The following is a 13323-nucleotide window of genomic DNA, read 5'->3' on the forward strand; positions in this document are numbered from 1 at the left end:
GCCGCCGTCTTCTTGGCCGGAGCCTTGGCCGACACCGTCCTGGCAGCCGCCTTCTTGGCCGACTTCTTGGCGGTCACCCGCCTGCGGGCCGGCGGCGAGTCGCTCACCCGGTCGCCCAGGATGTCCCGCAGGAACTTCCCCGTGTGGCTGGCCGGCACCGCCGCGACCTCCTCGGGCGAGCCCTCCGCCACCACCAGACCGCCGCCGCTGCCGCCCTCCGGGCCGAGGTCGACGACCCAGTCGGCGGTCTTGATGACGTCCAGGTTGTGCTCGATGACGATCACCGTGTTGCCCTTGTCGACCAGCCCGGTCAGCACCCCGATCAGCTTCTTGATGTCCTCGAAGTGCAGCCCCGTCGTGGGCTCGTCCAGCACGTACACCGTGCGGCCCGTCGAGCGCTTCTGCAGCTCGCTCGACAGCTTCACCCGCTGCGCCTCGCCGCCCGACAGCGTCGGCGCCGGCTGGCCGAGGCGCACGTATCCGAGGCCCACCTCGTTGAGCGTCCTCAGGTGGCGTGCGATCGCCGGCACCGCCTCGAAGAAGGACAGCGCCTCCTCGATCGGCATGTCCAGCACCTCGGCGATGGACTTGCCCTTGTAGTGCACGTCCAGCGTCTCGCGGTTGTACCGCGCCCCGTGGCAGACCTCGCACGGCACGTACACGTCCGGGAGGAAGTTCATCTCGATCTTGATCGTGCCGTCGCCGGAGCAGTTCTCGCAGCGGCCGCCCTTGACGTTGAAGGAGAACCGGCCCGGCTGGTAGCCGCGGACCTTCGCCTCCGTCGTCTCCGCGAACAGCTTGCGGACGTGGTCGAAGACGCCCGTGTACGTCGCGGGGTTGGAGCGCGGCGTACGGCCGATGGGCGACTGGTCGACGTGCACCACCTTGTCCACCAGGTCGTCCCCGTCGACCCGGGTGTGCCGCCCGGGCACGCTCCGCGCGCCGTTCAGCTCGCGCGCCAGGTGCGTGTACAGGATGTCGTTGACCAGCGTCGACTTGCCCGACCCGGAGACACCCGTGACGGCCGTGAGCACCCCGAGCGGGAACGCCACGTCGATGTCCTGGAGATTGTTCTCCCGCGCCCCGCGGACGACCAGCTCCCGCTTGCCGTCGACGGGCCGCCGGATCTCCGGCGTCGGGATCTCCCTCTTCCCCGACAGGTACTGCCCGGTGACCGACGCCTCGTTGTCCAGCAGTTCCTTCAGCGAGCCGCTGTGCACCACCTTGCCGCCGTGCTCGCCGGCGCCCGGGCCGATGTCGACGACCCAGTCGGCGGTCTTGATGGTGTCCTCGTCGTGCTCCACGACGATCAGCGTGTTCCCCAGGTCGCGCAGGCGGACCAGGGTCTCGATCAGCCGGTGGTTGTCCCGCTGGTGCAGCCCGATGGACGGCTCGTCCAGCACGTACAGCACGCCGACGAGGCCGGAGCCGATCTGCGTGGCGAGGCGGATGCGCTGGGCCTCCCCGCCGGAGAGGGTGCCCGCGGCGCGGTTGAGCGACAGGTAGTCCAGGCCCACGTCGACCAGGAAGCGCAGCCGCTCGTTGACCTCCTTCAGCACCCGCTCGGCGATGGTCTTCTCCCGGTCGGACAGCTCCATCGCGCCGAGGAAGTCGGCGCAGTCGCTGATCGACATCGCCGAGATGTCGGCGATCGACCTGCCCTGCACCGTGACCGCGAGGACGACCGGCTTCAGCCGCGTCCCGTTGCAGGTCGGGCAGGGGACCTCCCGCATGTACCCCTCGAAGCGCTCGCGGCTGGAGTCGCTCTCCGCCTCCGCGTGCCGCCGCTTGACGAACGGCACGGCGCCCTCGAAGGACGTGGTGTACGACCTCTCGCGCCCGTACCTGTTGCGGTAGCGCACCTCGATCTTCGTCCGGTGCCCCTGGAGCAGCGCCTTCTGCGCCCGCTGCGGCAGCCCCGCCCACGGGATGTCCGTGCGGAACCCGAGGTCGTCGGCGAGCGCGCCGACGAGCCGGGCGAAGTAGTCCTTGGTGTGGCCGTGCGACCACGGGTGGATGGCGCCCTCGTCCAGCGACTTGTCCGGGTCGGGGACGATCAGCTCCGGGTCGACCTCCATCCGGCTGCCGATGCCCGTGCAGTCGGGGCAGGCGCCGAACGGCGAGTTGAACGAGAAGGACCGCGGCTCCATCTCCTCGAACGACAGGTCGTCGTACGGGCAGTAGAGGTGCTCGGAGTACATCCGCTCGCGGTCCGGGTCGTCCTCGTCCAGATCGACGAAGTCGAGGATGACCATGCCGCCGGAGAGCCCGAGGGCGGTCTCGACGGAGTCCGTCAGCCGGCGCTTGGCGCTCTCCTTGACCGTGAGGCGGTCGACGACCACCTCGATCGTGTGCTTCTCCTGCTTCTTCAGCTTGGGCGGGTCGGTCAGCGACGACGTCTGCCCGTCGACCCGCGCCCGGCTGTACCCCTTCGACTGGAGGTCGGAGAAGAGGTCCACGAACTCGCCCTTGCGCTCACGCACCAGCGGCGACAGCACCTGGAAGCGGCTGCCCTCGGGCAGCGCGAGGACCTTGTCCACGATCGCCTGCGGCGACTGCCGGGTGATCGGCCGGCCGCACTCCGGGCAGTGCGGCTTGCCGATACGGGCGAAGAGCAGCCGCAGGTAATCGTAGACCTCGGTGATCGTGCCCACCGTGGACCGCGGATTGCGCGACGTGGACTTCTGGTCGATCGAGACGGCCGGCGACAGCCCCTCGATGAAGTCGACGTCCGGCTTGTCCATCTGGCCGAGGAACTGCCGGGCGTAGCTGGACAGCGACTCGACGTAGCGACGCTGGCCCTCGGCGAAGATCGTGTCGAACGCCAGGGACGACTTGCCGGACCCCGACAGTCCCGTGAAGACGATGAGGGAGTCGCGGGGGAGGTCGAGCGAGACGTTCTTCAGATTGTGCTCGCGAGCGCCACGGACGAGGAGACGGTCGGCCACGCCGGTCGGACCTTTCTTGATGAGCGACGGGGACCGCCCGGGCGGGCGGCACCCCTTGTCAAGCGTATGGGGGTGGCCGCGAAGCTGTCCGCAGCTTTCTCCCATCGAGCCACACGCTAACGTCTGGGTCTGACAACGACGTCCGGCCCAGCATTCCCGCCCGCCCGCCTCCAGGGGATCCGATGACAGAAACCGCAGGTCACGCGCACGACCCCGTACGTGACATCGCCACCCTACGAGCCGCCACCGACAGCCTCCTCACCCGCGCCGCCCGGCTGGACGACGACGCGGTACGGGCGCCCAGCGCGCTGCCCGGCTGGACCCGCGGCCACGTGCTCGCCCACCTCGCCCGCAACGCGGACGCCCTGGTCAACGTGCTCACCGGCCGCCCCATGTACGCGAGCGCCGAGGCCCGCGACGCCGACATCGCCGCCGGTGCCCCCCGCCCGCTCGCCGAGCAGCTCGACGACGTACGGGCGACGGCTGCCCGGCTGGAGAAGACGGCGGCGGACATCCCCGCGGACGGCTGGTCGGCGCGCTGCGAGCTGCGCGGCGGCGTGACGGATGTCATGGCGCGGATCCCCTTCCGGCGGCTGGTGGAGGTGGAGCTGCACCACGTGGACCTCGACGCGGGCTACACGCTGGACCAGCTCCCGGCCGACTTCGTGACCCGCGAGATCGACTTCCTCACGGCCCGCTTCGCGGGCAACGAGGAGGTCCCGCCGCTGTCCCTCTCGGCCCCCGGCGGCCGGACCTGGACCACCGGCGCCCCGCTGTCCGCCGGCGTTCCGGTGCGGGCCGCGGGCGCCCCGTACGCGCTGATGGGCTGGCTCGCCGGCCGCACCGCGGGCACGGGTGTAACCACCGAGGACGGCGTCGCGCTGCCGACCCTGCCCCCGCTCTGAGAGGCTGGCCCCATGTCGTACACGGGCAAGGTCACCGTCGGCGGCGCCGCCGACGTGCACGAGCTGACGGACCTGATGATCTCCAAGGTCGCCGTCGGGCCGATGAACAACAACGCCTACCTGCTGCGCTGCCGCGCGACGGACGAGCAGTTGCTGATCGACGCCGCGAACGAGCCGCACACGCTGCTCACCCTCGTCGGCCCCGACGGCATCACCTCCGCCGTCACCACCCACGGCCACGGCGACCACTGGCAGGCCCTGGCCCCGGTCGTCGCGGCCACGGGCGCCCGCACCTACGCGGGCCGCGCGGACGCCGCGGACATCGACGTCCCCACGGACGTCCTCGTGGACGACGGCGACACGATCACGGTGGGCCGCATCCCGCTCACCGCCCGCCACCTGGTCGGCCACACCCCCGGCTCCATCGCCCTGATCTACGACGACCCCCACGGACACCCGCACGCCTTCACGGGCGACTGCCTCTTCCCGGGCGGCGTGGGCAACACCTGGGGCGACGCGGAACGCTTCACGTCACTGCTGCACGACGTGGAGACCAAGATCTTCGCGGAGCTGCCCGACGAGACCTGGATCTACCCCGGCCACGGCGACGACACCACCCTGGGCGCCGAACGCCCGCACCTGCCGGAGTGGCGCGACCGCGGCTGGTAAGGCGTCACGCTTCTCTCACCAACAGGGTGACGAAGCCATCAGGCGGGGTGGCTTGGGGGTGGCGAATTTCGACTTCGCAGGGTAGTCGCACGATTACGCGAATAGCCTGATCGCGTCGATCACCTGATGAGGGGAGACGCGGATGGGCGCGGGCGGCAGTGAGCAGGCAAGGCACCAGCGGAAGGTCGAGAAGCGGGCCAAGAAGGAGAAGGACTCGCCCCCGGCCATCTGGATCGGGTACGGAAAGCTGGTCAAGCTCCACCGCAGGCGTGCGGGCATGACACAGCCCCAACTCGCGGACGCGGTCGGTTACTCCTGGGAAACGGTCGCCGCCATCGAGCAGGCCAGGCGCCCGGCGAAGCTGGCCTTCACCCGGGGCGCGGAGCGGGAACTCGACGCTCAGGGCACGCTGATGGCGCTCCAGGAAGAGGTGGACCGGGCGAAGCTGCCGGAGTACTTCCGGGACGTCGCGTTTCTGGAGGAGGAAGCGCTGAGCCGGTACGACTGGAACCCGCTGCTGGTGCCGGGGCTGTTGCAGACGGAGGCTTACGCGCGGGCGTTGATCTCGGCGCACTGCCCGCCGCTGGCCGAGGACGAGATCGAGCAGAGCGTAGAGGCGCGAATGGCGCGTCAACGGCTGCTCACGCGGAAGAAGCCGGTGGAGCTGTGCTTCATCGTCGGCGAGGCGGCGCTGCGCAACCAGGTGGGCGGGAAGCGGGTGCAGCGCGAGCAGTTGGAGACACTGCGGAAGCACACGGATCTGCCGCACGTGGAGATCCAGGTGATGCCCTGGACCTGCGGCTTCCATCCCGGGCTCAACGGGCCCATGATCGTCATGGAGACGGCGGAGCACGAGGTGCTGGGGTACGTGGAGTCGCAGGAGGCGGGTTTCGTTGTCTCCGAAGCCGACCGTGTCAGCGCGTTCACTCACCGGTATGGAAAGATGCGCTCACTGGCACTCAACCCCGATGAATCAGCACAGTTCATCGACCGCCTGGCAGGAGAGCTATGAGCGTGGAGCAGACAGCGGACGCCGGCAGTCCGCGCGAGTTCGCATGGGTGAAGAGCAGCTACAGCGGATCGGGCGGCGGCGAATGCGTAGAGGTCGCCGCCGCAGCGGAACGAGTGCACGTGCGCGACTCCAAAGACCCCTCCGGCCCCGTGCTCACGGTGTCGCCCGAGGCGTGGACCTCTTTTGTCGCCTTCGCGTCAGCCCAACAGCCCCGCTGACGGTGTAGCTCTACGTGCCCGGTCCCGGACGCCCTCCGGGCCGGGCACGTAGAGGGTCTGGGTCAGTCCTCGCCCTTGCCCGGCTGGCCGGCCTCCGCGGGCTGCTCTTCCTTCTTCTCGGCCTCCAGGCGGCGGGAGGCCCGCAGGCTCGTGATCGTCGTGATGACCAGGACGCCGCCGATGACGCTCAGGGAGATCGCCGTGCTGATCTCGGGGACGTGGACCCCGTTCTCGTGCAGCGCGTGGAGCACCAGCTTCACGCCGATGAAGCCGAGGATGGCCGACAGTCCGTACGAGAGGTGGACCAGCTTCTTGAGCAGGCCGCCGATCAGGAAGTAGAGCTGCCGCAGGCCCATCAGCGCGAAGGCGTTCGCGGTGAAGACGATGTACGGGTCCTGGGTGAGGCCGAAGATCGCGGGGATGGAGTCCAGCGCGAAGAGCAGGTCCGTGGTGCCGATCGCCAGCATGACGATCAGCATCGGCGTCATCAGCCGCTTGCCGTTCTCGGTGATGAAGAGCTTGGTGCCGTGGTACTTGTCCGTGGCGGCGAAGCGGCGCTCGACCAGCTTGAGCAGCCGGTTCTCCTCCCACTCCTCTTCCTCGTCATCGCCCTTGGCCTCCTGGATGAGCTTCCAGGCGGTGTAGATGAGGAACGCGCCGAAGATGTAGAAGACCCAGGAGAAGGACGCGATCAGCGCGGCGCCCGCGGCGATGAAGGCCGCGCGCATCACCAGCGCGATGAGGACACCGACCATGAGCACCCGGGCCTGGTACTGCACGGGGACCGCGAACTTGCTCATGATGATCACGAAGATGAAGAGGTTGTCGACGCTCAGCGACTTCTCCGTGACGTAGCCGGCGAAGAACTCACCGGACGCCTGGCCGTCGCCCCAGATCAGCAGGCCGACGCCGAAGAGTCCGGCGAGGACGATCCAGATGATCGTCCAGGTGCCGGCCTCCTTGAGCGTCACCTCATGGGGTTTCCGGCCGACGAAGAAGTCGGTGCCGATCAGGGCACACAGGCCCACGATCGTGAGCACCCACAGGGTCAGCGATACGTCCACTCGTCCTCCGCGGCAAGTCCGGCATGTTCAGCGTCATGGTTGCCGGGCGTGCCTTCCACTTGAGGAACTGGAAGCTCACCCCCAACCGTCGACTGTATAGAACGAGCCAAGCCATGGCAAAGTTCCGATCAAATATGCAGGTCAGACCGCATGCAGACCGAGGTCACGGGCACGCGAAACGGCCCGCGGGCGCAGTGCCTGCGGGCCGTGCGTGACGCGGGGCCGAGCCGTCAGCGGCGCAGCGCGCGGCGGGCCGCCGCGACCTGGGCCAGCACCTGTTCCAGCACCCGGCTGCCCATCGGCGCGCGGGCCGGTTCGTACGTCCAGGCGTGGCCGATCCAGGGGTCGGCCAGGTGGTCGTCCGGGGTGGGCGTGAGCCGGAGCATGCCGCGCCAGAACGGATCCAGCAGCGGGCCGTAGCCCTTCGCGTCCTCGCGGTCGGCGACGACCAGCAGGTGCACGCCGACCGACGGGCCCTCGTCCGCGAGGTAGCGCAGCTGGTTGATGGCGCGGTCGTCGAAGCCGTGCGGGAAGTCGTTGACCACGAGGAGCTGCTGCGCCGGGTCCAGGTCCGGCGGCAGCGCGTCGGCCGCGCCGCTGCGCAGCGCCATCTGCACGAGGTCGATGCGCTGGGTCAGCCGGGTGAGGGTGTCGGTGACGCCCGCCGCGCCCTTCGGCGGCGGCTCGGCGAGGACACCGGAGTGGAGCAGCGGGGTGAGCGCCGCGGTGGCGGTGCCGCCCGGGTCGATGAAGTGGACGTTGAACTCGCCCGCCGGGTGCACCGACATCAGCCGCGCGGCGTGCGCCACGGCGGTGTCGAGCGCCAGCGCGCGCCGCTCCGCGGAGTCCGGGAAACCGCGCTCCGGGTCGCCTTCGAGGGCGCCGGGGCCGAGCGAGGACGTACCGCTGTCCACCCACAGGCCGCGCTCCAGCGGCAGCCGTACGAGCAGCGGAACGCGCAGCTCCGTGTGCTCGGGGAGGTGGAGGTCGCCGAGGCGCAGGGCCATCGGGGCGTCCTCGGGCACCTCGTACTCGTGCCACACGGGGCTCGCCCAGGAGGCGAACGCCGGCGGCAGCGCGGGCTCCACGACGCCGGCCTCGGCGACGAGCTGGCCGAGGTCGCGGTCGAGGACCTCGCGGGCCCGGTCGACCAGGGTGGAGTGGCGGGCGAGCACCTCGGCGCGCGCGGAGTCGGCGATGGAGCCCATCCGGGCGCGCGGGTCGGCCAGCAACTGGTCAAGTTCGCGGTCCATCCGGGAGTCGGCGAAGTCGACGGCGCTGCGGTACGCGGCGACCGTGCGGGCCAGATCCTCGAACATGCCCCAGACCTGGTTGTACAGCCGCTCCTCCATGCTCCAGCCGGGGGCGTCGCCCGCGACCGGCTCCGGGGGGCCCGACTTGGTGCGGTCGGCCTGCGGCGGTACGCCGCCCGCGGCGGCGCCACCGGCGCCCGCGGGCGCACCCGGCCGTGCTCCCGCTCCGGTGCCGGCACCCACCTCCGGGGGCGGCGGCGCGGCGGCGGACGCGGGGGCGCGCGGCGTACCGGACGAGCCGGGTCCGCTGCCCGGGGCGCCCGACGCGCCCGCGGCACCCGCGGCCGCGGCGCGGCGCGGGTGGCGGTAGTCGACGGGCCCGGCCTGGGTCTGCCGCTCCTCGGCCGCCGGCTGCGGGCGCCGGGCGCCCGCCCCCGTCGGCTGGCCGGCGGTCGGCGGCGGCGCCGGGGCGACGGCGCGCGCGAGCCCCTCGGCCACGGCCCGTTCGATGTCCGCGGCGAGCTGCTGCGCCTCCGGCAGGCCCTGGTCCGCGAGCATGGCGGCGAGCCCGCCCGCGTACCCCTGGCCCACGGCCCGGATCTTCCACGCGTCGCCCCGCCGGTACAGCTCCACGGCGGTGACCGCCGACTCGCTGTCCAGTCCGGTGATGACGAACCGGGCGATCGCCGTGCCGTCGAGGCCCGTGACCGCCACCGACGGCGGCTCGATGGCGCCGAAGCTCCGCGGCCCCGGCACGCCCGCGGGCAGCGCCAGCAGCACGTGCACGCGCTCCACGTCCGGCGGGACCGCGTCCAGGTCCACCGCCAGCCGGTGCTCCGCAGCGGCCTGGGCGGGCACTTCGAGGCCCGGCAGCTGCGGCGCACCGGGGTGCGCGATCCGGCCCGGGTCGCTGACCCTGCCGTCCTCTCCCCCCAGCGTGGCGCCCGGCGTCACCGGGCTCCCCGCCGAAATCCTGATCTCCACCCGGGTCTGCGGCAGCAGATGGTTCTGCCCGCGGACCAACTCGGCCGTCATGCGGCCCTCCCCTGCACTCGCTGCGGCCGTCGACGTCGCGTCATGCCTCGGAAACCGGTCGTCCCGTCGCCTCTAGAGAAGCGGCTGGATCGACGGCATCAGGTCCTGGAAGGTACGGCCGTTGGCCGGCGAACCGAGGGCGGTCATGCCCCAGCCGGACCCCGTGCGATGCACCTTCGCCATGATCTGGGCGGTGTACGTGCCGCCGCCGGTGAGCGTGTAGCGCGCCAGCTCCTGGCCGTTGCTCTCGTCCACGAGCCGGCAGAAGGCGTTCTGCACCTCTTCGAAGGTCTGGCCGGTGAAGGAGTTCACCGTGAAGACGATCTGGTCGATGTGCACCGGCACGCGCTGCAGGTCCACCAGGATCGACTCGTCGTCGCCACCCTGGCCGGCGCCGCCGACGAGGTTGTCGCCGGTGTGCCGCACCGAGCCGTCGTCGCTGACGAGGTGGCGGAAGAAGACCACGTCGACGGGCTCCTTGTCGGCGAAGAGCACGGCGGAGGCGTCGAGGTCGATCTCGCGCGTGCGCTTACCGAAGAGACCGCGCCGTTCTGCGGCCTGCCAGCCCAGCCCCATGCGGACCGAACTGAGGGTGCCGCCATCGGACTTCTGCAGGCTGATGGCCTGACCCTTGGACAAGTTGATCGACACGCTTACGTTCCCCTCCTGCTTCGAACGCGCCATGACCGGCGCGCTGCCACGCACATTACGCAGGACAGCGGCCCTGTGCTCCCCCCGGAGGAGGATTTGTGGCGCTCCTGCTACACATCACCGGTCGTGCGCTCCCGGACGGCCACGCTCCGCGTACGCCCGGGGGCGCTCCCGCGCCCCGCACAACCCGGCTCTACGACAGCCCGGCCTCCTTCATCTGCCGCAGCTCCTTCTTCATCTCCGACACCTCGTCCCGCAGCCGGGCAGCCACCTCGAACTGGAGGTCCGCGGCGGCGGACCGCATCCGGGCGGTCATGTCCTCGATCTGCGCGGCGAGGTCGGCGACGGGTGTCTCCGTGGGCGCCGCGGCCTCCTCGGCGCTGCGGCGGGCGGGCTTCGTCTTCTGCCGCAGCTCCGGCACCGGGGCCTTCGCCGGGAGGTCGGGCTTCGCGGACCGGTAGCCCGAGCCGAGGAGCGCCTCGGTGTCGACCTCCTCGCGGACGATCTGCGCGACGATGTCGTTGATCTTCTTGCGCAGCGGCTGCGGGTCGATGCCGTGTTCCTGGTTGTACGCGATCTGCCTCGCGCGGCGCCGGTTCGTCTCGTCGATCGCCTTCTCCATGCCCGGCGTGATCTTGTCCGCGTACATGTGCACCTGGCCGGAGACGTTGCGCGCGGCGCGGCCGATGGTCTGGATGAGCGACGTACCGGAGCGCAGGAAGCCCTCCTTGTCGGCGTCGAGGATGGCCACGAGGGAGACCTCGGGCAGGTCCAGGCCCTCGCGCAGCAGGTTGATGCCCACCAGGACGTCGTACTCCCCGGCGCGCAGCTCGCGCAGCAGCTCGACGCGGCGCAGCGTGTCGACGTCGCTGTGCAGATAGCGCACCTGGATGCCCAGCTCCAGGAAGTAGTCCGTGAGGTCCTCGGCCATCTTCTTCGTCAGCGTGGTGACGAGGACGCGCTCGTCCTTCTCCGCGCGCGTGCGGATCTCGTGCACCAGGTCGTCGATCTGGCCCTCGGTCGGCTTGACGACGACCTCGGGGTCGACGAGCCCGGTGGGCCGGATGATCTGCTCCACGACGCCGTCGCCGCGGGACAGCTCGTACGGCCCGGGGGTGGCGGAGAGGTAGACGGTCTGGCCGATGCGCTCCAGGAACTCCTCCCACTTCAGCGGGCGGTTGTCCAGCGCGGAGGGCAGCCGGAAGCCGTGGTCGACGAGGGTGCGCTTGCGGGAGGCGTCGCCTTCGTACATCGCGCCGACCTGCGGGACGGTGACGTGCGACTCGTCGATGACGAGGAGGAAGTCCTCCGGGAAGTAGTCCAGCAGGGTGTGCGGCGGTGAGCCGGTCTCGCGGCCGTCCATGTGCAGCGAGTAGTTCTCGACGCCGGAGCAGGTGCCGATCTGCTGGAGCATCTCCAGGTCGTACGTCGTGCGCATGCGCAGCCGCTGCGCCTCCAGCAGCTTGCCCTGCTTCTCCAGCGTGCCCAGCTGAGCGCCCAGCTCGGTCTCGATGCCGGCGACGGCCTTGGCCATGCGCTCGGGGCCGGCGATGTAGTGCGAGGCGGGGAAGACGTACAGCGAGTCGTCCTCGCTCATGACCTCGCCGGTCAGCGGGTGGAGCGTGGACAGGGCCTCGATCTCGTCCCCGAACATCTCGATGCGGACGGCCAGTTCCTCGTAGACCGGGAAGATCTCGACGGTGTCGCCGCGCACCCGGAACGTACCGCGCGTGAACGCCTGGTCGTTGCGGCTGTACTGGATGTCGACGAAGCGGCGCAGCAGCTGGTCCCGGTCGATCTCCTCGCCGACCTTGAGCGGCACCATCCGGTCCACGTACTCCTGCGGCGTGCCCAGGCCGTAGATGCAGGAGACGGAGGCGACCACGATGACGTCGCGCCGGGTGAGCAGCGAGTTCGTCGCGGAGTGGCGCAGGCGCTCCACCTCCTCGTTGATCGAGGAGTCCTTCTCGATGTAGGTGTCCGTCTGCGGGACGTACGCCTCGGGCTGGTAGTAGTCGTAGTACGAGACGAAATACTCCACCGCGTTGTTCGGCAGGAGCTCGCGGAACTCGTTCGCCAACTGGGCGGCCAGCGTCTTGTTGGGCGCGAGGACCAGCGTGGGGCGCTGCAGGCGCTCGACCATCCAGGCCGTCGTCGCCGACTTGCCCGTGCCGGTCGCGCCGAGCAGCACGACGTCCCGCTCGCCTGCGCGGATCCGCCGCTCCAGCTCGTCGATGGCGGCGGGCTGGTCGCCGTTCGGCTGATACGAGCTGACGACCTCGAAGGGCGCCATGGTGCGTTCGATGTCTGTGACGGGCCGCATGCCCCCACCGTACGACCCGCCACTGACAACGCGCCGCGGCCCGCCCCGGCGCTCTCGCCGACCTGGCCCAATACCGAACGTCCGGGTCAGCCGACCAGATGATTTCCAGCCAGATCGGCGGCGCCCGAAACGGCATAGCAAGCGCTTCCCCAGGGCTGTCACCTGCACGGACCCGAATCGGCCCGCGTTCACCGCGCCGATATCGGCGTTCAATCTCTGGCCATCCCCGGCCTCGTACTCTGTCGCCTGCCACTGGGACCCTGCGGCGACAAGTGATCACCTCTAGTCGAGGAGACTGCATGCCCTCCCGCACGCTTACGCGCGCGTCCGGCGCTCTGACGGCGCTGGCCGGCCTCGTGCTCACCGCGGCCGCCACGTCCGCCACCGCGGCCGCTGCCGAGCCCGCAGCCGACTCCGCCACCGCCACCTCAGCCGCACCGATCGTGACCGTCGCGCACCGCGGCGCCTCGGCGGAGGCTCCGGAGAACACCCTCGCGGCGATCGACCTGGCCCGCGAGATGGGGACCGACTGGGTCGAGAACGACGTGCAGCGCAGCAAGGACGGCGAGCTGGTCATCATGCACGACGACACGCTCACCCGGACCACCGACGTGGAGGAGGTCTTCCCCGACCGCGCCCCCTGGAAGGTCTCCGACTTCACCTGGAAGGAGATCCGCACGCTCGACGCCGGCAGCTGGAAGGGCGAGGAGTGGGCCGGCGCACGGGTGCCGACCCTGAAGCAGTACATGATGCGGGTCACGCAGAACCACCAGAAGCTGGTGCTGGAGATCAAGAAGCCGGAGCTGTACCCGGGGATCGAGAAGGAGATCCTCACCGAGCTGCGCAAGAGCGGGTGGCTGAGCCGCGCGGCCGTGAAGAACAAGCTCGTCGTGCAGAGCTTCGGCGCGGACTCCATCAAGACCGTGCACGAGCTGCGGCCGGACGTGAAGACCGGCTTCCTCGGCGCCCCCGCGGTGGCCGACCTGCCCGAGTACGCCGCCTTCTCGGACCAGATCAACTCCAACCACGGCACCATGTCGGCCGAGTACTACGCGGCCGTACACGCCCTGGAGGGGCCGCACGGCAGGCAGCTGGAGAGCTACACCTGGACGGTCGACGACCCGGCGCGGGCCGTCGAGCTGGCCGAGTGGGGCGCGGACGGCATCATCACCAACAAGCCGGACGTGATCTCCGAGGCGCTGGAGGACGCGGGCTTCGGGGTCGCCGCCCAGTAGCGGCGGCCGC

At 70.5% G+C, this 13323-nt stretch carries 10 protein-coding genes; 5 read left to right on the forward strand and 5 right to left on the reverse strand.

Annotated elements, in window-relative coordinates; all coding sequences use genetic code 11:
* Positions 1-2948: excinuclease ABC subunit UvrA (gene uvrA / locus H5J30_RS06330; RefSeq protein WP_181786172.1), on the reverse strand; the 2948-nt coding region annotated here is incomplete at its 3' end.
* Positions 2949-3130: 182 nt separating this feature from the next.
* Between uvrA and H5J30_RS06335 the strand changes: the two genes are divergently transcribed.
* The 4 genes from H5J30_RS06335 to H5J30_RS06350 all read left to right on the forward strand — a co-directional run bounded on the left by H5J30_RS06335 (position 3131) and on the right by H5J30_RS06350 (position 5752).
* Positions 3131-3853, forward strand: a complete 723-nt coding sequence (locus H5J30_RS06335; protein WP_220188588.1) for a maleylpyruvate isomerase family mycothiol-dependent enzyme — start codon at positions 3131-3133, stop codon at positions 3851-3853.
* Positions 3854-3865: 12 nt separating this feature from the next.
* Positions 3866-4522, forward strand: coding sequence for an MBL fold metallo-hydrolase (locus tag H5J30_RS06340; RefSeq protein WP_181786173.1), 657 nt, complete (start codon positions 3866-3868; stop codon positions 4520-4522).
* 142 nt (positions 4523-4664) lie between these two features.
* Positions 4665-5534 carry a helix-turn-helix domain-containing protein gene (locus H5J30_RS06345; RefSeq protein WP_181786174.1) on the forward strand — a complete coding sequence of 290 codons (870 nt, stop codon included), beginning with the start codon at positions 4665-4667 and terminating at the stop codon, positions 5532-5534.
* A complete protein-coding gene (locus H5J30_RS06350; RefSeq protein ID WP_181786175.1) occupies positions 5531-5752 on the forward strand; it encodes a DUF397 domain-containing protein in 222 nt (73 codons plus the stop codon). The genes H5J30_RS06345 and H5J30_RS06350 overlap by 4 nt, the downstream gene beginning before the upstream one ends.
* Before the next feature lie 62 nt (positions 5753-5814).
* On the opposite strand, the gene H5J30_RS06355 is transcribed toward H5J30_RS06350, so the two are convergent.
* The 4 genes from H5J30_RS06355 to uvrB form a co-directional block, all read right to left on the reverse strand.
* The gene (locus H5J30_RS06355) at positions 5815-6816 is read right to left on the reverse strand and encodes a TerC family protein (RefSeq protein ID WP_181786176.1); all 1002 of its coding nucleotides are present in this window, start codon (positions 6814-6816) and stop codon (positions 5815-5817) included.
* 230 nt (positions 6817-7046) lie between these two features.
* Entirely contained in the window at positions 7047-9104 is a 2058-nt protein-coding gene (locus H5J30_RS06360; RefSeq protein WP_181786177.1) for a TerD family protein, read from the reverse strand.
* A 72-nt stretch (positions 9105-9176) separates the two neighbouring features.
* Positions 9177-9788, reverse strand: coding sequence for a TerD family protein (locus H5J30_RS06365; RefSeq protein WP_220188589.1), 612 nt, complete (start codon positions 9786-9788; stop codon positions 9177-9179).
* 160 nt (positions 9789-9948) lie between these two features.
* Entirely contained in the window at positions 9949-12078 is a 2130-nt protein-coding gene (gene uvrB, locus H5J30_RS06370; RefSeq protein WP_181786179.1) for an excinuclease ABC subunit UvrB, read from the reverse strand.
* A 299-nt stretch (positions 12079-12377) separates the two neighbouring features.
* Between uvrB and H5J30_RS06375 the strand changes: the two genes are divergently transcribed.
* Positions 12378-13313 (forward strand): glycerophosphodiester phosphodiesterase, encoded by a 936-nt coding sequence (locus tag H5J30_RS06375; RefSeq protein WP_181786180.1) that lies wholly within the window; start codon positions 12378-12380, stop codon positions 13311-13313.
* The last annotated feature ends 10 nt before the right edge of the window (positions 13314-13323 follow it).

Origin of the sequence: Streptomyces phytophilus, assembly GCF_013870535.1 — a bacterium.
Classification (GTDB): Bacteria; Actinomycetota; Actinomycetes; order Streptomycetales; family Streptomycetaceae; genus Streptomyces; species Streptomyces phytophilus.